Genomic DNA, 23,807 nt, shown 5'->3' with positions numbered 1-23,807 from the left:
CTCCTGTCAGCCGACGTTGGTGACCGGGATCAATCCGCCGGTGATCGAGGAGCCCGCGTCGGAGATCAGGAACTCGATGACCTTCGCGATGTCGGCCGGCTTCGACCACCGGCTGGTGTCGGCATCGGGCATCGCGGCGCGATTGGCGGGGGTGTCGATCACGACCGGCAGCAGTGCGTTGACGCGGATGTGGTCGTCGCGATATTCGAGTGCCATCGTCTCGACGAGCGCCGAGACGGCTGCCTTCGAGGCGATGTAGGACGCTCCGCCCGGGAAGGGGTTGAGCGTCGCGGCGGTGGAGATGCACACGATCGATCCACCGCCGCGGCGGATCAGGTGGGGCAGCGCTGCCTGGCTCACCGAGTAGGCGGTACGCAGATTGAGGTCGAGCTGGGAGTCGAGTACCTCGATCGGGGTTTCGTGGACGCGCGGCCCGGAGGTGAAACCGCCGACCAGGTTGACGACGCCGAAGAGCGGGGCGTCGGGGTCGTCGCAGGCCAGGGCCAGTGCATCCTCGAGCTGCTGTTCGTCGCCGAGGTCGGCCTGGACGAGCTGCAGGTTCGGGTGCGTGCCCACGCGCTCGAGTTCCTCGCGGACCAGCCACGGCACCACGACCCGCCAGCCGGTGTCGAGGAGATGCTTCGTCACGGCGGAGCCGAGGCCGCCGGTGCCACCACTGACCAATACGGTGCGAGCCATCTGCCTGTATCCCTTTCGAGCGTGCTGTCGCGGGCGGGTGCCGCGGTTGCCGTGCTCCGACTGTCCGCCGGTGCACGAGAGTGACGATACCGCAAAACGGAAATGATGTTCTCATTATTTTCCGGCGAGTGGGATGCGTCGTCGTGAGGTGCCGTCCGCCCGACTTCGTACGAAGATCATGTCGGACATCCCGAGCAAGCGGAAGGACCGTCGATGACCGACGTCGAGGCAGAATTCGTTCACATCGCAGGACTGCGCGCCTATCTGGCACGCCCCCGCGGCGGCGCTACCGGTGGAATGCTGCTCCTGCCCATGATCACCGGTATCGATGCCCAGGTCCGCGAATACGCCCAGGACATCGCCGGTACCGGCGTCACCGCGCTGGTCTGGGATCCCTGGCACGGTCCGAGCGCCGACGACACCGCGCGTGAGGAACTGATGGAGATGATGGGCCGGCTCGACGACGAGAAGTGCCTGGCGGAGATGGCGGCCCTGCTCGACCACGCTTTCGGTGAACTCGGACTGGTGAAGGTCGGAGTGATCGGCTGGTGCCTCGGAGGCCGTCTCGCTCTCCTCCTCGGCGCCCGCGACCCCCGGATGGCGAACGTCGTCGCCTACCACCCGTCGATCTTCGTGCCGACGCCGCCGAACCACACGCTCGACGCCGTCGAACAGGCGGGCCGCGTGGCCGCTCCCGTCATGGTGTTGCACGCCGGCGCCGACACGATCATGAGCACCGAGACCTTCGGCCGCCTGCAGTCGACCCTGCAGCAGCGTGGAACCGGCGCGACCATCACACACGTCTACCCGGGCGCCGAGCACGGATTCTCCTCCCGTGGCCGGCACGACAATCCCGTCAACGCCGAGGCCTATGCCGTGTCGTGGCCGCAAGCGCTGGACTTCATCGGGGACACCGTCCGGTCCTGACCGTCCGCAGTGGTCCTCGGCGGGCGGTGAATTTCGGCGAAACGGTTGCGGATGCGCCCCCGAGGACCACCATGGAGCGCATGGCGTCGAGCGCGAAACTCGAACAGGTCGTCATCCGTATCGCGGGGGACTCCGGCGACGGCATGCAGCTCGCCGGTGACCGCTTCACCGCCGAGGCGGCCGCCTTCGGCAACGACCTGGCGACGCAACCGAACTTTCCCGCCGAGATCCGTGCCCCGCAGGGCACCCTGCACGGTGTCTCGAGCTTCCAGATCCAGATCGCCGACCACGATGTGCTCACCGCCGGCGACAGGCCGGACGTGCTGGTCGCGATGAATCCCGCCGCGTTCAAGACCAATGTCGACGACCTGCCCCGGGGTGGCACGCTCATCGTCGACAGCGACGAGTTCACCAAGCGGAATCTGAACAAGGCGGGATACGACGCCGACCCGCTCGACACCGCCGCAGAAGAGCATCTGACCGTCCACGCCGTGCCCATGACCACGCTCACGGCGGGGGCCGTCGAACCGGCAGGCGTCGGCAAGAAGGACGCGCACCGGGCGAAGAACATGTTCGCGCTCGGCATCCTGTCGTGGATGTACGGACGGCCGATCGCACCGGTCGAGCGGTTCCTCGAGCAGAAGTTCGCCGCGAAACCCGAGATCGCATACGCGAACGTCCTGGCACTGCGCGCGGGCTGGAACTACGGGGAGACCACCGAGGCGTTCGCCACGACCTACGTAGTCGCCCGCGCATCGCTGCCCTCGGGAACGTACCGGCAGATCACCGGCAACACCGCGCTCGCCTACGGCCTCGTCGCGGCAGGGCGTGCCGCGGGGATGGACGTCTTCCTCGGTACCTATCCCATCACCCCCGCGTCGGACATCCTGCACGCCCTGAGCAGGCTCGAACGGTTCGGCGTGCACACCTTCCAGGCCGAGGACGAGATCGCCGGAATCGGCGCCGCGATCGGTGCGGCCTACGGGGGAGCGCTCGGGGTCACCAGCACGTCCGGCCCGGGGATCGCACTCCAATCCGAGGCGGTGGGCCTGGCGGTGATGACCGAACTGCCGCTGATCGTCGTCGACGTCCAGCGCGGCGGACCGTCCACAGGACTGCCGACGAAGACCGAGCAGGCCGACCTACTGCAGGCGATGTACGGCCGCAACGGCGAATCACCCGTCGCGATCGTCGCTCCGCAGTCACCCGCGGACTGCTTCGACACCGCACTCGAGGCCGCCCGCATCGCGGTCACCTACCGCACGCCCGTGATGCTGCTGTCCGACGGTGCCATCGCCAACGGCTCCGAGCCGTGGCGGATTCCGGACCTCGCCGACCTGCCGCGCATCGACCCCGGATTCGCGGCGCCCCGCGGCGGCGACGATCCCGCCCACCTGCCCTACGCGCGGGATCCGGTCACCCTTGCGCGCGACTGGGCGATTCCGGGAACCGCAGGTCGCGAGCATCGGATCGGCGGTCTCGAGAAAGCCGACGGCACCGGCGACATCTCGTACCACCACACCAACCACGAACTGATGACACGGCTCCGGACGGCACGGGTGGCCGGTATCGAGGTCCCGGATCTCGAGGTCGACGATCCGACCGGTGATGCCGACGTGCTCGTGCTCGGCTGGGGCTCGTCGTACGGCCCGATCGGTGAGGCGGTGCGCCGGACCCGGCGTTCCGGTCGTGCCGTCGCCCGCGCACATCTCCGGCATCTGGCGCCGATGCCCGGCAATCTCGGTGACGTGCTCTCGCGGTACCGCCGCGTGCTGGTGCCGGAAATGAATCTCGGGCAGCTGTCGTCCCTGCTGAAGTCACGCTTCGACGCCGACATCCAGCCGGTGACGAAGGTGTCCGGTATGGCCTTCCGCGCCGACGAACTGCAGGAGGCTCTCGACGCAGAATTCGCCGGGGCACTCGCCGACCTCGAGCGCTCCCGAAACCCCGACGCGGTGGCGTCCTCGACCAAACGCGACCCGAACGCAGAGAGGGCGGGAGCATGACCGGACTCCTCGGCCACGATCTCGGACTCGTTCCGCACACCGACGCGCTCGACGGTGTACCCCGGACGGAGACGCCGCAGAAGGCGAAGGACTTCACCACGGACCAGGAGGTCCGGTGGTGTCCCGGATGCGGCGACTACGTCATCCTCGCGACGATGCGAAGCATGTTGCCCGAGTTGGGTGTCCGGCGTGAGAATCTCGTCTTCGTCTCCGGCATCGGCTGTTCGTCCCGCTTCCCCTATTATCTCGACACCTACGGGGTGCATTCGATTCACGGGCGGGCTCCGACCCTTGCGACCGGTCTCGCGGTCACCCGCCCGGATCTGTCGGTGTGGGTCGTCACCGGTGACGGCGATGCCCTCTCGATCGGCGGCAACCACCTCGTCCACACCCTGCGCCGCAATGTGAACATGCGGATCCTCTTGTTCAACAACCGGATATACGGGCTGACGAAGGGTCAGTACTCGCCGACCTCGGAGGCCGGGAAGATCACCAAGTCCTCACCCACAGGCTCGGTCGATACTCCGTTCAACACCCTGTCCCTCGCCCTCGGTGCCGAGGCGACCTTCGTGGCCCGTGCTCTCGACTCCGACCGGCCCGGACTGACCGAGGTGCTGCGCGCAGCAGCGCATCATCGCGGGACGGCCTTCGTCGAGATCCTCCAGGACTGCCCGATCTTCAACGACGGTTCGTTCGACGTGCTCCGCAAGGACGAAGCGCGGTCCCACCTGATCCCGCTGCGGCACGGAGAACCGATCGTCTTCGGAGTCGACGACGAACTGTGCGTCGTGAGAAAAGGATTCGGTCTGCGGGTGGAGAAGCGCTCCGAGGTCGACGTCGCCGACATCGTCGTGCACGACGCGCGCACCGACGATCCCGAGTACGCATACGCACTGTCGAGATTGTCGGATCAGGATCTCGGCCATGTCGTCATGGGTGTCGTGCGGCAGGTGACACGTCCGGCCTACGACGACGCCGCCCGGGCGCGGATGCGCCGGGCGCAGGAAGCCGGAACCGCGGATCTGCAGGACGTACTGCGGGGCGACAACGTCTGGACCGTTCCCTGACCCGGCTCAGGCGCCGTACACGATGCGGCCGCCGATGAGAGTTGCGCGCACCGCACTCGCGGACGGCGCGGAGAGGGCGGCGGCGAGTGAGCGATCGAGCAGGACGAGATCGGCGGGCGCGCCGACGCGGACGCTGCGCGCGGCGCCTCCCGGATCGTCGAGCGGCGCGAGACAGCGGTCGAGTGCTGTTGCAGCGGAGAGATGTTCGTCGGACCCGACGACGTCACCGGTGGGGCAGGTGCGAGTGACGGCGGCGGCGACGACCGTCCAGGGATCCGCGGGCCCGTACGGCGCGTCGCTCGACAGTGCGAGCGGCACTCCGCCGTCGAGGAGGCTGCGGCAGCGGTACAGATCGGGCAGGTCGCCCGAGGAGATGTCGCGGAGATAGGCATCTCCGCGGTCGGCGAGGAAGCCGGGTTGCGTGACCACCTGCAGGCCGAGCCGCCGGACGTCGTCGATCGACTCCGCGGGGATGAGCGCACCGTGCTCGATGCGGTCTCCGGGCAGGGTGCCGACCTCGGTGAGAACGGCGAGCAGGATCGCGAACGCCTCCCGGCTGACACAGTGCACCGCGACCGCGCGACCCGCATCGTGGGCGCGGCGGATCGTCTCGGCGAGGACGTCGAGGTCGGGCAGGCCCGAGTCGGCGAGCACGATCTTGTGCGGTCCCGGTGCGAACGAGGCCGACCGGCACGGGAAGTCCGGTGGCGCCCCGAGCAGACGCACGTGTTGCGGGACGGATCCGTCGGCATGCGAGGCGCGGAGGTGCTCGAGGGTCGACGGAGTCAGATCGGGTGTCGCATCGGTGACACCGGTGATGCCGTACCCGGCGAGTTCAGCGCCCACCTCCGCGAGCGAGGGGGGACCGGTGTCCGGTAACCGGTCGCGCAACCAGGTGTCGGCACGCCACACCCGCCCGGTCGGGTTCCCTTTCCCGTCGCGTTCGACCCCGGGATGATCGGCGGTCGCGAGTCGGGTGAGGGCGACTGCGACGGAGTTGAGGAACCACACCGCACCACTTCGATGCTGGATGCGCACCGGCCGGTGCGGGTGCAGTGCATCCAGCGACGCGGAGTCGAGGAGGCCGGCAACCGACTCGGCGTATCCGACACCCCGGATCCATCCGTCCCCGGGGGCGGTGCCGAGTGTCCGGGCGAGATCGTCGGCCGTCCGGACCGCGGGCGGCCCGCATCGGACGGAGGCCCGCTCGGCGGCGAGTGCGTGCAGATGGAGGTGATGGTCGTGCAAACCGGGAAGCAGTGCCGCACCGCCTCCGTCGAGAACGTGCGCAGATGGCGGAGGCGACGGCCCTGCGGTGACGGCCACGACGACGCCGTCGCGGATCGTCACGTCCAGCCCTCGCACGCCGGAGACCTCGACGTCGCGAACGACCAGCGTGGTCACGACCTGATCCCGAGTTCGGCGAGGACACGCGTCGTGTCGCGTCCGGACTCGGGTGCCTCACCGCAGATCTCGCGCCGGCGGGGCTCGGCGACCGGGACGGTTCCCGAGGCTGCTTGCAGAACCCACCGCCCGCCCTCGCGGACGGCCGGCTGCGCGATACTCGCCGGACGGTCGAGGGTCGCCGCGACGACCCCGGACATCGGAATGTCCCACAGCATCCCGCCTCCGCCGGCGGGTGCCGACATTGCCAGCGCGGCGGCGGTGAGCCCGGTCAGGGGATCGGCGATCGCGTCGCCCACGAAGACGGGACCGTCGGCGTCGTAGGCGATCAGACCGGCGGATGCGGCGATGTCGTCACCGAAACCCACCCGGTGCGATGCTCGCCCGTGGGCGGTGATCGAGATCCAGGTCGTACCCTCGTCCACCGCCTCCCGGGCGTCGAGACCGAAACCGGCCAGCGCTCGTGGTCGCGAGGCCTCGATCACGATGTCCGCGGCGGCCACCAGCTCCGCGAGTTCGCGGCGCTGTCTCCCGTCGTGCGGATCGAGCACCACGGACTCGTGCCCGCTGTGCAGCAGTCGGTAGAAGTCCGGATTGCCTCGACGCGCACCGTCGGGTCGCGAGGGTGTCTCGACCTTGACCACCCGTGCCCCGGCGAGGCCGAGCAGGTGCGCGCACAGGGGGCCGGCCCACAGGGCGCTGAAGTCGACGACGAGCAGTCCGTCGACCGGCCGCGGGGCCGCCGGGGCCGGGAGAGCGGCCGGAGACGGCGCGACCGGCCCGGCAGCGATCCCGAGCATCTCGGCGCGCTCGGCGAGTTCGGCCCCGGTGTGTTCGACGAGCCAGCCGGCGACAGCGGGCCACGGATCGTCCGGGATCTCAGCTTCGATCAGAGCGCCGAGCAGCAGCGGATCGTCGGGACGCGCACAGGAGACGGCCGCCCATCCGTCGACGGTCGGCAGCAGGCGGCACGCACCTCCGGCCGACACCGCCCCGGCACGGCGGTGACCTGTGAAGGCCGCACGTTCGGACAACAGGGCCGCACCGTCGACCTCGACGGCTCCGCTCGACGTCACGCGGATCGATGCCGACAGCTCCCGGGCGACGGTCGCGGCGTGTCCGGGGGGAAGGAGCGGCGGGCCGTCGACTCTGCCGGTCAGAGAAGCAATTCCGCTGTCCGCCCAGTCGCGTACCGGGTCCGCGGCGAGGTCGGTGGCCACGCCGGTGATGTTACATTCCGTGCCGGATGGGGCTTGGAAGAGTACAAGGACGGACCATATGGATACGGCACGAGTGGCCACCCTTTCTGTTGCGGAACTCGCGAGGGGTGCGGCAGGGGAGCCTCTTCTGGGTGACGGCGGTGTCGCGGTCCGGCCGATGATCGTCGTGGATCTCGACGACGACACCGAGAACGTCGAGGTTGCGGTCGAGCAGGCGTCACTGACCGACCGGATTCTGGTCGGCCGCGCGACCCGTGAGATCCGTGCCGACCTGCATCCGTTGATCGATGCCCTCGATCTCACCTACGCGCGTGTGGCTCCGTCCCGCGGCGTGGTGGAGGTATCGGACCCGGATGCGGGCATCGCAGAATTCGCCGAGGCCGTCGAGCGGAATCCGCAGGCCGCGCTCGTCGCCCGCCAGGTCGTGCGTGCCTCGGCGACGCTCCCGGTGGCCGAAGCGATCGATGTGGAGTCGTTCGCCTATTCGACCCTGCAGGGAGGGCCGGAATTCGCTGCCTGGCTCGCCGACCGCGGGCCGCGTCCCCTGCCGCCGCCGGCCGACGAACCGGTGCTGGTCGCACGGGAGGGTGACAGTCTGCGGATCACCCTCAACCGTCCCGAGCGCCGCAACGCCTACGGCACGGTGCTGCGTGACGCCCTCGTGGACGCACTGCGTCTCGCATTGCTCGACGACAGCATCGACCGGGTGATGCTCGACGGCGCGGGCTCGTCGTTCTGTGCGGGCGGCGACCTGGACGAATTCGGACGCACTCCCGACATCACGCTCGCGCATCTCGTTCGTACCCGTGGGGGAGCGGGCCGACTCGTCGCGCGTCTCGCCGACCGCATCGAGGCGCGGTTGCACGGTCACTGCATCGGAGCGGGCATCGAGATCCCGGCTTTCGCGGGACGGGTGGTCGCCGCTCCCGGTACCGTCTTCCGTCTTCCCGAGGTCTCGATGGGGCTCGTCCCGGGAGCCGGCGGCACGGTCAGCATCCCGCGGCGGATCGGCAGATGGCGCTCGCTGCACCTGTTCGTCACCGCCGCGCCCCTCGACGTCTCGCGCGCACTCGAGTGGGGGCTGGTGGACGAGATCCGGGAAGGATGAGCCTCCATCTGTGAACATTCTGTTGACAACAGAATGTTCACAGGCCACCCTGGAGTCATGTCCGAGGAAGGTTTCACCCCACCGAACCCGAGTCGCGAACGTGCACACCGCGAGTACGCGGGATTGTTCCGTATCACCGAACGGCACGGCAGCACCCCGGAACGACGCGCCCGCCAAGCGCATCCGGAGATGCTCGACCCGCTGGGTGCCGTCCGTATCGTCGCCGCGCTGGCCGGCGGTGTGCACACTCCGGAGCCCGACGAACCGGAGGTCGACGACGCCGACGTGGTCGCCGCGCTGGGGCTCGTCCCGAAAGCGCGCGCCGAGATGGACCAACTCGAGGCGCTGATGCTGCGCATCGCCCGTGAACGCGGGATGACCTGGCAGCAGATCGCATTCGGGCTCGGTCTGGGAAGCGCCCAGGCGGCGCGACAGCGCTACGAGCGTCTGGTCGAGCGAGTCGACACGTGACGGCGATCCCGGCGCCGGATGTCTCTCAGGCCATGAGTGCGGTGAACCGCCAGTCCAGCACGGGTTCCGGTTCGGTGCCACCGCGATTCGCGTAGACGAGCGATCGCAGGTTCAGCACACCTCCACTCCCGGCGAGCGGCTCCGCGGATTCGACGTGCAGGTCGCTGGTGAGGGTGTCGCCTTCCTGCACCGGGCCGGTATGGTCACACGACTTCCAGCCCAGCACCGTCACGAGGTTCGGCAGGGCGCGCGTCGCCTGGGAGAACGCCAGGCCGATGGTGTGGCCGCCGTAGACGAGACGACCCGACGCGCCGACCCGCTCGTCGTGATGCGTCGCCGCGATGTTCAGGCTCAGGCGCGCGAGTTCCGGTGCGCTCGAGACGACGTCGCCGCTGAACCGCAGCACGGCGCCGGTGAGGGCCGGATCGAAGTGTGCACCCGGCACCTTCGACCGGTAGACGCCCAGATCCCAGTCCGCGGGCGCTGTCCACTGAGGTTCGTCCTGCGGGCCGATGGCCGACAGGTCGTCCGAGTGCACGACGCGGTTCGGATCGGGGTTCTCGCTCAGCGGCAGCATCGCGCAGCGGTAGAAGTCGAGGACGGTGTTGCCGTCCTGGTCGACGGTGTTCACGCGCAGCGCGGCGAGACCGGTGGGCCTGCGACCGGACTTGGCCGAATTCTCCTTCAGCCCCACCACTTCGGTGGTGGTGTAGAGCGTGTCGCCGATGTGCGGGAAGCGGCGGAAGCGCAGGCCGCGGTAGAAGAGATTGGCCTTGACGTGATGGGTGACGAGGGTGGACTGGCCGATGGCGATGTCGGTGACGAAGCCGGCGTGGGCGACGGGCCCGCCCGCGACAGCGACCGAGAGATGCTTGTCGAGCGGAAGTCGCAGGCGGTCACCGAGAATGCTCTGGTGCACTGCGGCGAGACCCTCCGTGAGCGTCACGGCGGGGGCGGTGTCGAAGACCTGCCCGACGGTCAGTTCGTCGAAATACGGTCCGCCGACGTACGAGGTGGTCATTGTTCTCAGGCTCCGATCTTCGACAGGATACGGCGGGCGGCGACGGCGACGGCCTCGTCGAGCATCCGGCCGTCGAGCTGAGCGGCCCCGGCGCCGCGGCACTCGGCTTCCTCGAGCGCGGCCAGCACTTTCCGCGCGGCCTCCACCTGGTCGCCGGTCGGGGTGAATGCCGAAGCCGCAGAGGTGATCTGTGCGGGATGGATGACCCACTTGCCGTCGAATCCGAGATCGGCGACCCACTGCGCCGAGCGGCGGAAGGCGTCGTCGTCGGCGATGCCGAGGAACGGCCCGTCGACGGCTTGCACTCCGGCGGCACGAGCTGCGTGCAGCACGCGGTCCTGCACGTACAGCCAGTGCTCGGGTGCGGCGGTGGAGGCGCGGCCCAGAGCGGCACCGAGATCGGCGTAGCCGATGATCACCCCGGCCATCCTCGGCCCCGTGACGATCTCGTCGATGCGCTGAACCCCCGACGGGGTCTCGATGAGTGCCTGCACCGGGACCGGCGCATCCGTTCCGAGGATGCGATCGGCCTCGACGAGGTCGGCGACGCTCTCGACCTTGGGGATCACGATCGAGGCGAGGTCACCGGCGAGTGCGGCGCAGGCGCGCAGGTCGTCCTCGAACCAGACGGTGCCACGCCCGTTGATGCGCACCGAGACGGTCCGCTCACCGCCGTGCCGGCGGACCAGGGACGCCACGAGCTCGCGGGCGGCGTCCTTCTGCGCCGCGGTGACGGCGTCCTCGAGGTCGAGGACCACTTCGTCGGCGGCGGAGGCGAGAGCCTTGCCGGCTTTGCGTTCGTCGGAGCCGGGGGCGACGAGAACGGCGCGCCGGCGGGGGTGTTGCTCGGAAGACACGGAGGACCTCGTGGAGTTCGGTCGGCAATGACGGCGCTGAATGTACGGCCATTCCCGACCGGTTGCCACCTATAGGCAGCCGTAGTCGCCCGGATCGACGGAAACTCTGAAATCGTTGCGGCGAATGGAGGTTCCTGCATTGACAAGGCGTGGATCCCGTCCACAAAATGGCCGTACAAAGTTTCCGGGTCCGTGTGGCCCGTTCCGAGCGGAGGACCGCCCCGTGACCCACCTGAACGACGAAGAGACTTTTCTCGTCAAGACCGTCCGCGACTTCATCGATCGGGAGGTCAAGCCGTCGGTGCAGGAGGTCGAGCACGCGAACGAGTACCCGGAGAAGTGGATCGAGCAGATGAAGCAGATCGGCATCTACGGGCTCGCCGTGCCGGAGGAATACGGCGGGTCCCCGGTGTCGATGCCGTGCTACGTGCAGGTCACGGAGGAACTCGCCCGCGGATGGATGTCGCTGTCGGGTGCGATGGGTGGGCACACCGTCGTGGCGAAACTGCTGACCCTGTTCGGTACCGAGGAGCAGAAGAGCACCTATCTGCCCAGGCTCGCGACCGGCGAGATCCGGGCGACGATGGCGCTGACCGAGCCCGGTGGGGGCTCGGACCTGCAGGCGATGACGACCACCGCCAAGCGCGACGGGGACGAGCTGGTGATCAACGGCGCGAAGACGTGGATCACCAACGCGCGCCGCTCGGGGCTGATCGCCCTGCTGTGCAAGACCGATCCCACCGCCCAGCCGCGTCACAAGGGCATCTCCGTGGTCCTCGTCGAGCACGGCCCGGGTCTGACCGTCTCGCGTGATCTGCCCAAGCTCGGCTACAAGGGCGTCGAATCGTGCGAGCTGAGCTTCGACGGCTACCGCATCTCCGCCGACGCGATCCTCGGTGGGGAGCCGGGCAAGGGCTTCGGGCACATGATGAAGGGGCTCGAGACGGGACGGCTGCAGGTGGCCTCGCGTGCGCTCGGTGTCGCGGCCGCGGCGCTCGAAGATTCGCTCGCGTACGCCCAGCAGCGTGAGAGTTTCGGTCAGCCGATCTGGAAGCACCAGTCGATCGGCAACTATCTGGCGGAGATGGCCACCAAGCTCACCGCGGCGCGGCAGCTGACGCGGTACGCGGCGGAGAAGTACGACAGCGGTGAACGCTGCGACATGGAAGCCGGCATGGCGAAGCTGTACTGCTCGGAGGTCGCGATGGAGATCGCCCTGAACGCGGTGCGCATCCACGGTGGATACGGCTACTCCACCGAATACGACGTCGAACGGTACTTCCGCGACGCGCCGCTGATGATCGTCGGTGAGGGCACGAACGAGATCCAGCGCAATGTCATCGCGAGTCAGCTCGTCGCACGCGGCGGGCTGTGACGGCCGGCCGTCAGGATCGGTCCGTCGTGGACGACAAGGTGCGGGAGACGGAACCGGCCTACGCGCAACTCGCGCGCCGGCTCCGCGACGCCGTGGACGCGGGTCACTACAGTGACGGCACGCGCCTGCCCACGGAAGCCGAACTCGCCGAAGAGCACGGCGTGAGCCGGCAGACGGTGCGTCGCGCGTTCCAGGACCTCGTGGTCGACGGCATCGTCTACCGGGTCCCCGGGAGGGGGACCTTCGCGAACGAGGCGGGCCGGCGCTATCGACGCCAACTCGGCTCGATCGAGGATCTGCTAGCCCTGTCGGCCGACACCCTCATGCAGATCGTCTCACCGCTGCGACGCGGGGTGGACATCGACGCCGCCAGCCGTCTCCGGCTCGACACCGACTTGCTGTACACGGTGGTGCTGCGACGCGTGCACGACGGAATCCCGTTCGTGCTCACGACGATCCATCTGCCCGACCGGGTCGCCGCGCACGTACTCGACGCGCCCGAACTCCGCGCCGGCGCGTCGAGCCGGAACACGGTGATCGGACTGCTCGAACCCCATCTCGACAGCCCCATCGTCGAAGCCGCGCAGTCGATCACGGTCGCGGCCGCAACCGAACAGGTCGCACGGGAACTCGATTGCGCGGTGGGGCACCCTCTGCTGCGCGTCGACCGGTTGTATTCGAACGAAGCAGGGGTACCCACGGAGCTGTCGGTGAGTTACTTTCTGCCCGAGCACTACACCTATCGCGTCACTCTCCGGCGAGCCGGTCGCTGACCGCCGCCACACCTGCACGGCCACACATCACAGGAGCAACAATGCGTGTTTTCAACGGGATCGACGAAGTCGAGAAGGCAGTGGGCGAGCAGATCGGCCGCAGCGACTGGCTCGAGATCGGCCAGGACCGGGTGAACCTGTTCGCCGAGGCCACCGGCGACCACCAGTGGATCCACGTGGATCCCGAGCGCGCGAAGGACGGCCCGTACGGCACGACCATCGCCCACGGCTATCTGACGCTGTCGTTGCTGCCGGTGCTCGGCGCGTCGATCTTCTCGCTCGAAGGTGTGAAGATGAAGGTCAACTACGGCAGCAACAAGGTGCGCTTCCCCGCGCCGGTGCCCGTCGGTTCGAGGATCCGCGCCGCCGCCGAATTCAAGTCGCTCGAGCGCACCGCGAAGGGAGCGAATCTCGTCGTCGGTTACACCGTCGAGATCGAGGGCTCGGAACGTCCGGCGCTCGTCGCCGAGACGGTGGTCGTACTCGTTCCCTGATCCGTCAGGAGATCTCGATCCGGAGGATGCGATCGTCGTCGTCGGCGGGGCTGCCGCGACCGTCCCGATTGGACGTCGTCAGCCACAGCGAGCCGTCCGGTGCGGCGGCGACGGTCCGCAACCTTCCGTATTCCCCGGCGAGGAAGTCGGTCGCCGTCGCCGACCCGTCCTCGTCGACGCCGATGCGCCACAAGCGTTCCCCGCGGAGACCGGCCATCCACAGGCCGCCGCCGAACCACGCGAGCCCGGACGGGGACGCCTCCGAGACCGGCCAGGTGAGCACCGGATCGACGAATTCGCCGGAGCCACCGGCGCCTTCCACCACGGGCCAGCCGTAGTTCGCGCCGGCCGTCACGAGATTCAGTTCGTCGACGTCGTTCTGCCCGAACTCCGACGCCCACAACCGGCCACGGTCGTCGAATGCGAGGCCCTGCACGTTGCGGTGACCGAGTGAGAAGACCGGCGAGGCAGCGTCGGGGTTGCCCGGTGCCGGTTCGCCTTCTCCGGTGATACGCAGGATCTTCCCGCCCAGCGAATCCGGATCCTGGGCGAGTTCGCGCTCGCCGGCCTCCCCGGTCGCGACGTACAGCATCCTGTCGGGGCCGAAGACCATCCGCCCGCCGTCGTGGATCCTGCCCGCCGGAATGCCGTCGAGGATCACCTCCGGTGCCGAGAGGGAATCTCCGTCGAAAGCCGCTCGCAGTATCCGGTTGTCGTTCTCGGTGGTGACGTACAGGTACACGAAGCGATCGGTGTCGAATGTCGGCGACACGGCGATGCCCAGGAGCCCGGACTCGCCCTGCGCGAGAGTGTCGTCCACACGACCCACCTCGCGGACCGCGCCGTCGGCGATCTCGAGAATCCGGCCGGTGTTGCGTTCGGTGACGAGGGCGGAGCCGTCCGGGAGGAATGCGATGCCCCACGGTGTGTCGAGGCCGGACGCCACGGTGCCGGTCACCTGCGGCGCCCCGACCGCAGCGGACGTGATCGAGGTGGGTGCGGCCGTGCGGGTCTCGGTGCCGGATGCGGACGGCATGTCGGATGCCGTCGGTCCGGACGTGCAGGCACTCATCGGCAGCACCACCGCCGCGGTCAGACAGGCCAGATGCCGGCGCATCACGTGGTACATCCTCGCGCGGCCACCCGCCAAGTGTCCACCACCGCGCCCTCGGAGATCACGATCAACTCGTCCGCGAGGTTCACGGCATTGCATACGTGATTGGGAATCACCCGCACCCGGTGGCCCAGGCCGGGTCGGGTCGAGGGATCGGGCCAGTACACCGTGGCGTGGTGTTCCGACAGCGCGGTGATCCGCGCGTCGGGTTCGCCGAGGATCCGTCCGTAACCGGTTGCCCAGGCTGCCCGGTCGGCGCCGAGCACTTTGGACCCGGCGTCGAGCACGACGAGATCGTCCCGCGCCGAGACGACGGTGGCCGCGGCCGTCAGGGCGATCTCGTTCTCGGTGACGGTATTCAGTTCGAGTTGCTGGGCATCGCCGAAGACATAGACCCCGGGGCGCAGTTCGGTTGTGACCGTGGGCACCTCGAGAAGAGCTGTGGGGGAGGACCCGCCACTGACGACGGAGGGTTCGATCCCCGTTGCGCGCACCGAGGCGGCGGCGGCTGCGAGTGCGTCGGACTCGTCGCGGGCGGCGCCGGCCGGAGCGCCGGGTGCATACGAGTGGCCGGGAAAGGTGAAGACGCCGAGCATGTCGAGGCCGGCCTCGTGCGCGGCTGCCGCCACGGCACCCGCCTGCTCGGGCGGCACCCCGGTGCGGTGGTGACCGCTGTCGACCTCGACGAGCACGCCGATTCCCGTTCCCGCGTGTTCGACGAGATTCCGGGCGCCGGTCCCGGAGTCGATCCCCACCGTGAGACGGACCCGGGCGGCCAGCGCGCGCAGGCGGGCGCCACGGGCGGCATCGACCCACAGCGGATACGCGACGAACAGGTCGTCGACCCCCGCCTCGGCGAAGACCTCCGCTTCGGCGACGGTTGCGACCGTCAGGCCCCGGGCTCCCGCGTCGAGCTGGCGCCGGGCGATCTCGAGGCACTTGTGGGTCTTCGCGTGCGGGCGCAGCGACATGCCCCTCGCCCGGGCGGACTCGGCCATCCGTGCGATGTTGCGGTCGAGGATGTCGCGGTCGACGAGCAGTGCCGGCGTGGTGTCGAGATCCATGGCCGAACCGTAGACCGTCGCAGGCGGAAATTTGGAGAGTGCGCGACCTCTTTTTCGTGTTACCCTCGCCGCATGAGTGGTGTGGATCACAATTCCGGGGATTTCGACGTCGTCGTCCGGGGCGGCCTCTGGTTCGACGGGACGGGCGCGCCGGGCGTCGTCCGCGATCTCGGTATACGCGACGGGGTCGTCGTCACCGCGAGCCCCGACGAACTGCCGGCAGGCCCGGACACCGAGGTCGTCGACGCGCACGGGCGGTGGGTGATGCCCGGCTTCGTCGACACCCACACCCACTACGACGCCGAGGTGCTGGTCGGGCCCGGCCTGCCCGAATCGGTCCGGCACGGCGTCACCACGGTGCTCATGGGCAACTGCTCGATCTCGACGGTGTTCGTGCCACCCGTGGACGCCGCCGACCTGTTCAGCCGCGTCGAGGCGCTCCCGCGCGAACACGTGCTCACGGCACTCGAGAAGTCGAAGACGTGGACCACGCCCCGCGAGTACATCGATGCAGTGAACAGACTGCCGCTGGGGCCGAACGTGACCGCCTTCGTCGGCCATTCGGATGTCCGGGCATCGGTGATGGGGCTCGGCCGCTCCACGGAGTCGGCGAACCGCCCGACCCGTGCCGAACTCGCCGACATCGACGCGCGGGTCGAGGACGCCCTCGACGCCGGCTTCCTCGGTGTCTCGACCATGACGAATCCGTGGGACAAGATGGACGGTGACCGTTATCGCTCGCGGACACTGCCGTCGACCCATGCTTCCTGGTCCGAATTCCGCCGCCTGCACAAGATCCTGCGCCGACGCGGCCGTACCCTCCAGGCCGTACCGAACCTGAACACCAAGTACGACGTGGCCTTCTTCGCGCTCGCGAGCACGGGCATCGGGCGCAAGCCGATGAAGGCATCGGTGCTCGCCGCGGCCGACACCAAGGCCGAGCGCTGGGTCAACCGCATCTTCGGTCCGATCGCGTTCGCGGCCAACCGTATCGGCAAGGGTGCCTTCCGCTGGCAGCATCTGCCCACGACCTTCGAGGTGTACTCCGACGGTATCGATCTCGTCGTCTTCGAGGAGTTCGGATCGGGCCGCGCCGCCCTGCATCTGCAGGACGAACTCGCCCGCAACGACCTGCTCCGCGACGAGGCCTACCGTCGCTGGTTCCGGCAGGACTTCGAGAAGAAGTTCTCCCCCCGCGTATGGCACCGCGACTTCGACGACACCCGCATCGTCGAATGTCCCGACGGCTCGCTCGTCGGCCGCTCGATCGGCGACGTCGCGCGCGAGAGGAAGCTGCATCCTGTCGACACCTTCCTCGACCTCGTCGTCGAGTACGGCCGCACGTTCCGGTGGCACACCGTCATCGCCAACGATCGATCGAAGGTCGCCGACCGCCTCATCCGCACCCCCGGCGTCACCGTCGGATTCTCGGATGCCGGCGCCCACCTGCGGAACATGGCCTTCTACAACTTCGCCGTCTGCCTGCTCCGTCGCGTCCACGACGCGGAACGGAAAGGCACGCCGTTCCTCACGGTGTCCGAGGCCGTGCGCAAACTGACCGGCGAACTCGGCGATTTCTACGGGATCGACGCCGGATATCTGCGGGTGGGAGATCGCGCCGACTTCGTGGTGGTCGACCCGGCCGGATTGAACGACGACGTCGACGCCTATCACGAGGCGCCGCTCGAGGAGTTCGGCGGCATCCGCCGGATGGTCAACCGCAACGATCGCGCGGTGGTGGCGACGGCGGTCGCGGGCACGGTGGTCTTCCGTGAGGGCGAGTTCGTTCCCGGTTACGGGCGCTCGGTCGGCACCGGCAGGTTCCTGCGGGCCGGAGTGGAGGAACGTGGGCCCGTCCCGGCCAGGGAATCGGCGGGTGAAGCCGTCGCATGAGCGCTCCGGCCGCTCGCCGTACCCAACAGGAACGTAAAGCGGAGACGGTGGGTCGCATCCTCGACGCCACCATCGCTTCTCTCGCCGAACTCGGCTACACCGCGACCACCATCGGGGAGGTGTGCCGCCGCTCCGGGGTGTCGTCCGGCGGGGTGTTCCGGCACTTCCCGACGAGACTCGACCTGATGGTCGCGGCAGGTGACGCCGTGCGCACCCGCCAGTTCGCGAACTTCTCGGCGGGACTCGAGGTACTCGGCGCCGAGTGGGACGACGACGCCGGCTCGGTACGGATATGTCTGGAACTGCTGCGCACCGCCTGCCGGGCACCGATGAACGCCGCCTGGTACGAACTGCTCGGCGCGGCCCGCACCGACCCCGCGCTGCGCGAACGGCTGGCGCCGATGGCGGAGCGGTACCACGCGCAGATCGTCGATTTCGGCAGGTCGCTGCCGGTGGCAGGTCGGTTCCCAGCCGACGTCTTCGACACCCTCCTGCTCTCCCTCGTCCACATGTTCGACGGTGAGGCCCTCGCGTGGACCGTGCACCCGCAACCGGAGCTCGAGGAACAGCGGATAGAACTGGTGGCCCGGATGTTGGCGAACGTCACACCTGGCATAGGTTCGAGCGATGAGCAATAACGAATCCGCTCCCCAGTGGTTCGTCGACGCCCTCGAAGCACCCGTCGAGACCGGGAAGGTCGAGGTGGAGGGCGCGAGCATCGCCTACCGCGCGTGGGGAGAATCCGGCCGGCACGGCGTCGTTCTGGTTCACGGCGGCATGGCGCATTCGGGATGGTGGGATCACATCGGTCCCCAGCTCGCCCTCGGCCGTCGCGTGGTCGCTCTGGATCTGAGCGGGCACGGCGACAGCGATCACCGGGATCACTACACCCTGGACGCGTGGGCAGAGGAGGCCATCACCGCGGCCGAGGCCGGCGGTATCAGCGGTCCGCCCGTGCTGATCGGCCACAGCATGGGTGGCATCGTCTCGTTCGCGGCGTCCTCCCTGCACGGCGACAGACTGGCCGGGGTGGCCATCATCGACTCGCCGATCCGCGACATGACCCCCGAAGAACTCGAACTGCGGGCGAAGGCCGTCGCGAATGCCGGGCCGCCCAAGGTGTACCCCTCGGTCGAGAGCGCCGTCGCGCGCTTCCGGCTCGTGCCGCCCCAGGCCGACGCGGAACCCTATGTGCTCGAGCACATCGCCCGCGGGGCGCTGAAGCAGGTCGAGGGTGGATGGTCGTGGAAATTCGACAATCTCCGGATGGGACGTGAGGGACGCCGTAGCCTCGAGGTGATGAATCCGGGATGCGCTGTCGCCTACTTCCGTTGCGAGAACGGCATCATCGACGATGCGTTGTTCGAGCGGATCGCGGGGCAGCTCGGTCCGGATGCTCTTCTGGTGACGCTTCCCGCGTCGGGACACCATCCGATGATCGATCAACCGCTCGCCGTCGTCGCCGCAGTGCGCACGCTGCTGGGAGCTTGGGGGAGATAGCGATGAATCCGCTCCGACCGGTCGCCGTCCGTATCGGAGCATTGCCGTGGCTGCCGCGATGGTCCCGGCCGATCATCGCGCTGGACAAGACCATCCAGCGCGTCACCCGCGGTAAGGTGACCCTGCTCGCGATCGCGGGCCTGCCGTCGCTGGTGCTCACGGTGGAGGGCCGGAAGAGCGGAGAGCCGCGCTCCACACCCCTGCTGTGCGTGCCGCACGAAGGAGGATGGCTCGTGGTCGGATCCAACTGGGGGCATCCGAAAGCGCCGTCCTGGGCTGTCAACCTGAGCGCGACCGACCGGGCCGAGGTGCTCTACGACGGTCACGAGTATCCGGTGTCGGTGCGGATCTCGGAAGACGAGGAACGCGAGCGGCTGTGGCAGGTGCTGCTGCGCACCTGGCCCAATTACGCGCTCTACGCCGAGCGCACCGACCGGGTTCTCCCCGTGTTCGTGTTGTGCCCCGCGATCCCCGATCGGTGATCAGAGAGGCCGGTCGGCGTCCTCCACGCTCACCGGCGTGCGGCGTTCGCGCAACAGATGCCGCGCCGCCCAGTCGAGCCAGAATCCGAGGAAGCCGATCACGACGATCACGGCCATGACCTGGTCGTAGGCCAGCTGGTCGCGGGCGTTGAGGATCTGATAGCCGAGACCGGAACGCACACCGAGCATCTCGGCGGGCACGAGCACGACCCACGCGATACCGAGGCCGACCCGCAGACCCGTCTGCACCTGAGCCCGGATGGCGGGCAGCACGACGGTGGTGAGCAGTTCGAGGCGGGTCGCGCCGAACGACCGCGCGACCATCAGGTAGCCCTGGTCGATACCGTGCACACCGGCAGCGGTGTTGATCACGATCGGCCAGATCGCCGCCGCGGCGATCAGGAAGAACACCGGCTGGTGACCGATCCCGAACAGTGCCACCGCGATCGGTGCCCACGACAACGGCGAGATCATCCGCAGGAACTGCATGATGGGCATCGTCGCGCGTTCGACCAGAGGGTTGAGTCCGATCAGCAGCCCGAGAGGAATGCCGAGGGTTGCCGCGATGAGCAAACCCACCAGCAGACGCCACAGGCTCGCCAGGGTGTCGGGTAGCAGGACGCCCCGCGCGAACAGGTCGACGATCGCCGGGAACACGTACTGCGGTGCGAAGTCCCGCACGAGCGAGTCGGGCGCGACGAGCACCGTCGTGACGAGCCACCACAGCGCGACAGCGACGGCGACGGCGACGGTCTGGGGCAGGAAGGGCAGTCGCAGGCCGGCGCGAGCCGAGGCAGGCGCGGTGCTGGTCGGTGCGCTCACGAGGGATCGACCTCCTCTGTGCGGGTGAGATCGGTGGGAAGGCCGAAGGCGTGGGTGCCCTCGACGCGGGTGAGGGACGTGCGGACGAAACGATCGTCGACGAGATCTGCGTGGACCGTCGCGGGATCGAGGCGCGCCAGGAAGCGGGTGTCGCCGTCGACGACGGTCTCGTGCATCGCCTCGACCAGCGCAGCAGTGAAGCTGGGAAAGGGGAACGGCTGGTAGCCGATGCGCTGCGGTTGCCACTGCGGGTGGCGCGTTCCTGCATCCCGGCCGGGATAGGTGAGCGCGTTCGTGATCGCGGGCAAGGGCTGCGGCAGGTAGCGGGAGGACAGCAGCCCGGCCGCGGCGGGGCGGTCGGCCCCGATCTGCACCTGCGCGGCGACGACCGAATCGGTCAGGGACTGCACTGCGACCGGGTCCCGCTCGATCAGCTCCTCGTGCACGAGCAGCGCGCAGCACGCGTGGTCGCGCCAGACGTCGCCGAGGAACCGGTGGATCCGGCCCACTCCGCGGATCTCTGCGGCTGCGTTGAACGGGTCGGCCACCGTGAACCCGGCGATCGACCCGTTCGCCAGGGCCGGAATCATGTCGGACGGCCCCATCACCACGAGTCCCACGGTGCGGGCGGACTTCGACGGTGCCTCGCGCACGACCGGCGTCAGTCCGTGTGCCCGCAGCACTTGCTGCAGCGCGATGTTGTGGATCGACCACCAGAACGGGATCGCCACCTGCTGTCCGGCGAGGTCGCCGAGATCGGTGATGTGCGGCGCGACGGTCAGCGCGGAACCGTTGGTGTGGTTCCATCCGAGGATCCGCACGGAACTGCCGAGGCTGTAACGCAACTGAACGGCCATCGGCATGAGCAGGTGGACGACGTCCACGCGCCGGCTGACGAACGCCTCGGCGAGCGACGCCCAACTGCGGAAGAGCACCGGCTGGGCGGAGTCGACCACGTCGTCCGGGTAGAGGCCCGAACCGTGCGCGACGAGAAGCGGTGCAGCGTCGGTGATCGGCAGATAGCCGATGCGCAGTTGGCCCGTCCGGTTGGTGCGGTCGGCCGTCGCGGTGCGGCCGAGATCGACGACTCCGGCGACACCACCGACGGCTGCGAGGCCGAGTGCGCCGCGCATCAAGGTACGGCGGCTGAACAGACCGGGCTCGGTCATGTCGTGGACAGCGACGAATCGCGGTAGTGCGCGAGGATCTCCGGACGCAGGGCGGCGCGGTCGAGCGCCGACATGTCGCCGATCGACCACTCCTGCTGCACCACGCCTGATTGCCCGAACAACGCGATCCGGTCGCCCAGTTCGAGTGCCTCGTCGATGTCGTGCGTGACCAGGACCGTCGTGAAACCGAGATCGCGCGCGAGTTCACCGAGCCACGAACGCAGGTCGGATCGGGTGGCCGGGTCGAGGGCGCTGAACGGTTCGTCGAGCAGCAGCAGCCGTGGGCGGACCGCGACCGCGCGGATCACGGCGATGCGCTGGGCCTGTCCACCGGAGAGTTGATCGGGATAGTAGCCCGCCAGCGAGGAGAGGCCGAAGCGCTCGAGCAGCGACTCGGCGTAGGCGGTGTCGAACCCGTCTCGGTGGGCGGCGAAACGTCCACCGAAACCGATGTTCTCGCGCACCGTCAACCACGGCATCAGGAACGGTTGCTGGAACACCATTCCGGTGTGCGGACGGTTGTCGCCGGCGGTGTCGGGCCAGTCGACGGAGCCGCGGTCGAGGTGGTCGAGCCCCGCGACGATCCGGAGCAGGGTCGACTTGCCGCTCCCGCTGCTGCCGAGTACGACGAGGAACTCACCGGTCGCGATGTCGAGGTCGACGCCGCGCAGGACGGCTGTGCGCCGTCCGGCGAAGCTCTTGTATCCGTTCGTTATTCGTACTGCGACAGTTCCCACCGAAGCTGTCCTTCCGACGGAGACTGAATGGGCAGGAAGGCCGCCTCGCGGAACCGGCGGTTGGTGGCGCTCGCAGAAGCGTAACCGGCACCACCGCGCAGAGTGGCCTCGAGGCGGGTCGCGGCGACTGCGACGACCGAGCCGTCGAGTCGCAGGCGGATGAAGTCCGCCGGAGGGATCGGAGCGGGGTCGGCGGCGAAACGGTAGAGCCGTTCGCGCAGCGAGTCGTATCGGGCCGACAGTTCCTCGTACTCACCGGCGAACTGTTCACCCAAGCCGTGCATGCGGGTTGCCGCCTCGGTGAGCGACGCGCGTGCGACACCGACGCAGAAGGATGTCTGCAGCATCATGAAGGTGGGCCGGATGGTGCCGCAGAAACCGGTGAGATTCTCGGTGAGGATGTGCGACCGGGGGATTCGGACGCCGTCGAACGTCAGCGAGGTCGACGACGTGGCGCCCAGCGCGAGCAGTTCGGGCGGGTCGGCGATGGTGATGCCCTCGGCGTCGGCGCGCACCACGGCGACGAGGCGATCGCCCTCCGCGGTGCGTGCGGGGAAGACGATCACCGAGTCCGGGAAGACGTTGGACGCCCAATGGATCGGGCCGGTCACCGTGATGCCGTCGTCCGTACGTTCTGCGAGCAGCGGAAGCTCGCCCAGGCCGGCGAGGTGCTTGAGCGCCGCGGCCATGGCGGTCACGCCGATCGTGCGTCCGGACGCGAGATCGTCCCGATAACGATCGCGCAGGGATTGCGGTGCGCGATCGATGTATTCGAGCGCCATGCGCTGGGCCCACAGCGAGAAGCCGACCGTCAGCGACTCGGCGGCGACCTCGTCGACGACCGCGACCATCTCGTCGAGACACTCTCCGCCGAGTCCCTTGCGGAGCAGGCCCGCCTCACCGATCTGCGCGAGATCGGTGCGGATGTCGGTCTCACCCCGATCGAGGGCAGCCGCGCGATCGCGCACGAATGCTGCGATCACGGCGCGTTGCTCCTCGCCGGTTCGTTCGATGGCCGCGGTCATCTACTTATCCTTCGAGAGAGTGGAGACGGTCGATGGGCGTGCTGACGACCTCGCGGGCGCGGACGACCGCTGCCTCGTCGGGGGCGTTGTAGAAGCACAGGCACTTGTCCATGTCCTCGCGGACGTAGGTGCGCAGGAAGCTCACCTCGGGGACGTCGGCGTATTTGGGCGAGTTCGCCTTCTTGCGGGCGAGATAGGTGTCCATGTCGATGCTGTCCGGGATGTCCCACTCGACGAGATAGCCGGCCTCCGGGCGGGTGGCCTTGATCTGCTCGAGATCGGCGCCGACGAGACGAACCTCGTTGGGGCCCAAGATCTCTGCGACGTCGAGGGAGGCGGCTTCGAGCTGTGCCGCGCGGCACGCGTCGAATTCGGCGATGGCGAACACCCGCGCGCCGCCGGTGGTCACCTGCGATTCGATGAGTTCACCGCCGGCGGCGACGACGGCGTCGTCGAAAGCCTTGATGGCGGCCTCGGCCTGGCCTTCGGCGGGCACGAGTTCGTAGAGATACAGCGACATGGGGTCACCTTCCGGGAAAGCGGGCTGGGACTGTGACCGGTCCGGACGCGGCAGGGCGC

The 23,807-nt window shown here is 68.7% G+C and carries 24 protein-coding genes; 12 read left to right on the top strand and 12 right to left on the bottom strand.

The window, feature by feature from the left end:
• Window positions 1–6: 6 nt before the first annotated feature.
• Window positions 7–699, bottom strand: coding sequence for an SDR family NAD(P)-dependent oxidoreductase (locus MOM01_RS08735; RefSeq protein ID WP_241385005.1), 693 nt, complete (start codon window positions 697–699; stop codon window positions 7–9).
• A 213-nt stretch (window positions 700–912) separates the two neighbouring features.
• Between MOM01_RS08735 and MOM01_RS08730 the strand changes: the two genes are divergently transcribed.
• The 3 genes from MOM01_RS08730 (at window position 913) to MOM01_RS08720 (ending at window position 4,699) form a co-directional block, all read left to right on the top strand.
• A complete protein-coding gene (locus MOM01_RS08730) occupies window positions 913–1,626 on the top strand; it encodes a dienelactone hydrolase family protein (RefSeq protein ID WP_241385004.1) in 714 nt (237 codons plus the stop codon).
• A gap of 71 nt (window positions 1,627–1,697) precedes the next feature.
• Window positions 1,698–3,632, top strand: coding sequence for a 2-oxoacid:acceptor oxidoreductase subunit alpha (locus tag MOM01_RS08725; protein ID WP_241385003.1), 1,935 nt, complete (start codon window positions 1,698–1,700; stop codon window positions 3,630–3,632).
• Window positions 3,629–4,699 carry a 2-oxoacid:ferredoxin oxidoreductase subunit beta gene (locus tag MOM01_RS08720; protein WP_241385002.1) on the top strand — a complete coding sequence of 357 codons (1,071 nt, stop codon included), beginning with the start codon at window positions 3,629–3,631 and terminating at the stop codon, window positions 4,697–4,699. The genes MOM01_RS08725 and MOM01_RS08720 overlap by 4 nt, the downstream gene beginning before the upstream one ends.
• 6 nt (window positions 4,700–4,705) lie before the next feature.
• Here MOM01_RS08720 and MOM01_RS08715 read toward each other — a convergent pair whose 3' ends face one another.
• Both MOM01_RS08715 and MOM01_RS08710 read right to left on the bottom strand, forming a co-directional pair.
• Window positions 4,706–6,103, bottom strand: a complete 1,398-nt coding sequence (locus MOM01_RS08715; RefSeq protein ID WP_241385001.1) for an amidohydrolase family protein — start codon at window positions 6,101–6,103, stop codon at window positions 4,706–4,708.
• Window positions 6,100–7,323, bottom strand: a complete 1,224-nt coding sequence (locus MOM01_RS08710) for a CoA transferase (protein ID WP_241385000.1) — start codon at window positions 7,321–7,323, stop codon at window positions 6,100–6,102. Before MOM01_RS08710 ends, MOM01_RS08715 begins: the two co-directional genes overlap by 4 nt.
• Before the next feature lie 58 nt (window positions 7,324–7,381).
• On the opposite strand from MOM01_RS08710, the gene MOM01_RS08705 reads away from it, so the two are divergent.
• Both MOM01_RS08705 and MOM01_RS08700 read left to right on the top strand, forming a co-directional pair.
• A complete protein-coding gene (locus MOM01_RS08705) occupies window positions 7,382–8,431 on the top strand; it encodes an enoyl-CoA hydratase/isomerase family protein (protein WP_241384999.1) in 1,050 nt (349 codons plus the stop codon).
• A gap of 57 nt (window positions 8,432–8,488) precedes the next feature.
• A complete protein-coding gene (locus MOM01_RS08700; protein ID WP_241384998.1) occupies window positions 8,489–8,902 on the top strand; it encodes a DNA-binding protein in 414 nt (137 codons plus the stop codon).
• A gap of 25 nt (window positions 8,903–8,927) precedes the next feature.
• Here MOM01_RS08700 and MOM01_RS08695 read toward each other — a convergent pair whose 3' ends face one another.
• Both MOM01_RS08695 and MOM01_RS08690 read right to left on the bottom strand, forming a co-directional pair.
• Window positions 8,928–9,923, bottom strand: a complete 996-nt coding sequence (locus MOM01_RS08695; RefSeq protein ID WP_241384997.1) for a MaoC family dehydratase — start codon at window positions 9,921–9,923, stop codon at window positions 8,928–8,930.
• A 5-nt stretch (window positions 9,924–9,928) separates the two neighbouring features.
• Window positions 9,929–10,780 (bottom strand): HpcH/HpaI aldolase/citrate lyase family protein, encoded by an 852-nt coding sequence (locus MOM01_RS08690; RefSeq protein WP_241384996.1) that lies wholly within the window; start codon window positions 10,778–10,780, stop codon window positions 9,929–9,931.
• A 223-nt stretch (window positions 10,781–11,003) separates the two neighbouring features.
• On the opposite strand from MOM01_RS08690, the gene MOM01_RS08685 reads away from it, so the two are divergent.
• Genes MOM01_RS08685 through MOM01_RS08675 form a run of 3 tightly spaced genes read left to right on the top strand, consistent with a single transcriptional unit; the run spans window position 11,004 to window position 13,422 of the window.
• Window positions 11,004–12,155, top strand: a complete 1,152-nt coding sequence (locus MOM01_RS08685; RefSeq protein WP_241384995.1) for an acyl-CoA dehydrogenase family protein — start codon at window positions 11,004–11,006, stop codon at window positions 12,153–12,155.
• Window positions 12,156–12,181: 26 nt separating this feature from the next.
• Complete coding sequence (locus MOM01_RS08680; protein ID WP_241384994.1) at window positions 12,182–12,928, top strand: GntR family transcriptional regulator; 747 nt, start codon at window positions 12,182–12,184, stop codon at window positions 12,926–12,928.
• A 41-nt stretch (window positions 12,929–12,969) separates the two neighbouring features.
• A complete protein-coding gene (locus MOM01_RS08675; protein ID WP_241384993.1) occupies window positions 12,970–13,422 on the top strand; it encodes a MaoC family dehydratase in 453 nt (150 codons plus the stop codon).
• A gap of 4 nt (window positions 13,423–13,426) precedes the next feature.
• Here MOM01_RS08675 and MOM01_RS08670 read toward each other — a convergent pair whose 3' ends face one another.
• On the bottom strand, window positions 13,427–14,539 hold the full coding sequence (locus MOM01_RS08670) for a PQQ-dependent sugar dehydrogenase (RefSeq protein ID WP_241385130.1): 1,113 nt from the start codon (window positions 14,537–14,539) through the stop codon (window positions 13,427–13,429).
• Entirely contained in the window at window positions 14,539–15,600 is a 1,062-nt protein-coding gene (locus MOM01_RS08665) for an alanine racemase (protein ID WP_241384992.1), read from the bottom strand. The genes MOM01_RS08670 and MOM01_RS08665 overlap by 1 nt, the downstream gene beginning before the upstream one ends.
• A gap of 72 nt (window positions 15,601–15,672) precedes the next feature.
• On the opposite strand from MOM01_RS08665, the gene MOM01_RS08660 reads away from it, so the two are divergent.
• From MOM01_RS08660 to MOM01_RS08645, 4 genes are read left to right on the top strand one after another with little or no spacing between them, the layout of a single operon-like run.
• Window positions 15,673–17,493 (top strand): N-acyl-D-amino-acid deacylase family protein, encoded by a 1,821-nt coding sequence (locus MOM01_RS08660; protein WP_241384991.1) that lies wholly within the window; start codon window positions 15,673–15,675, stop codon window positions 17,491–17,493.
• Window positions 17,490–18,131: a TetR/AcrR family transcriptional regulator gene (locus MOM01_RS08655; protein WP_241384990.1), complete on the top strand. Its 642-nt coding sequence runs from the start codon at window positions 17,490–17,492 to the stop codon at window positions 18,129–18,131. Before MOM01_RS08660 ends, MOM01_RS08655 begins: the two co-directional genes overlap by 4 nt.
• On the top strand, window positions 18,121–18,993 hold the full coding sequence (locus MOM01_RS08650) for an alpha/beta fold hydrolase (RefSeq protein WP_241384989.1): 873 nt from the start codon (window positions 18,121–18,123) through the stop codon (window positions 18,991–18,993). The genes MOM01_RS08655 and MOM01_RS08650 overlap by 11 nt, the downstream gene beginning before the upstream one ends.
• Before the next feature lie 2 nt (window positions 18,994–18,995).
• Window positions 18,996–19,475, top strand: a complete 480-nt coding sequence (locus tag MOM01_RS08645) for a nitroreductase family deazaflavin-dependent oxidoreductase (RefSeq protein ID WP_241384988.1) — start codon at window positions 18,996–18,998, stop codon at window positions 19,473–19,475.
• Here the strand turns inward: MOM01_RS08645 and MOM01_RS08640 are convergent, their stop codons facing one another.
• From MOM01_RS08640 to MOM01_RS08620, 5 genes are read right to left on the bottom strand one after another with little or no spacing between them, the layout of a single operon-like run.
• Window positions 19,476–20,297 carry an ABC transporter permease gene (locus tag MOM01_RS08640; protein WP_441347285.1) on the bottom strand — a complete coding sequence of 274 codons (822 nt, stop codon included), beginning with the start codon at window positions 20,295–20,297 and terminating at the stop codon, window positions 19,476–19,478.
• Window positions 20,294–21,466, bottom strand: coding sequence for an ABC transporter substrate-binding protein (locus tag MOM01_RS08635; RefSeq protein ID WP_241384987.1), 1,173 nt, complete (start codon window positions 21,464–21,466; stop codon window positions 20,294–20,296). Before MOM01_RS08635 ends, MOM01_RS08640 begins: the two co-directional genes overlap by 4 nt.
• Window positions 21,463–22,203 (bottom strand): ABC transporter ATP-binding protein, encoded by a 741-nt coding sequence (locus tag MOM01_RS08630; RefSeq protein ID WP_241384986.1) that lies wholly within the window; start codon window positions 22,201–22,203, stop codon window positions 21,463–21,465. Before MOM01_RS08630 ends, MOM01_RS08635 begins: the two co-directional genes overlap by 4 nt.
• Window positions 22,179–23,228 carry an acyl-CoA/acyl-ACP dehydrogenase gene (locus tag MOM01_RS08625; RefSeq protein ID WP_241384985.1) on the bottom strand — a complete coding sequence of 350 codons (1,050 nt, stop codon included), beginning with the start codon at window positions 23,226–23,228 and terminating at the stop codon, window positions 22,179–22,181. Before MOM01_RS08625 ends, MOM01_RS08630 begins: the two co-directional genes overlap by 25 nt.
• A 4-nt stretch (window positions 23,229–23,232) precedes the next feature.
• A complete protein-coding gene (locus MOM01_RS08620; protein ID WP_241384984.1) occupies window positions 23,233–23,748 on the bottom strand; it encodes a DUF4242 domain-containing protein in 516 nt (171 codons plus the stop codon).
• Window positions 23,749–23,807 lie beyond the last annotated feature (59 nt).

The sequence above is a fragment of the Rhodococcus sp. CH91 genome, assembly GCF_022554085.1.
In the GTDB taxonomy this organism is placed as follows: domain Bacteria; phylum Actinomycetota; class Actinomycetes; order Mycobacteriales; family Mycobacteriaceae; genus Rhodococcus.
The sequence above is the reverse complement of the archived record's forward strand: the minus strand, read 5'-3'. Positions and strand labels throughout refer to the sequence as shown.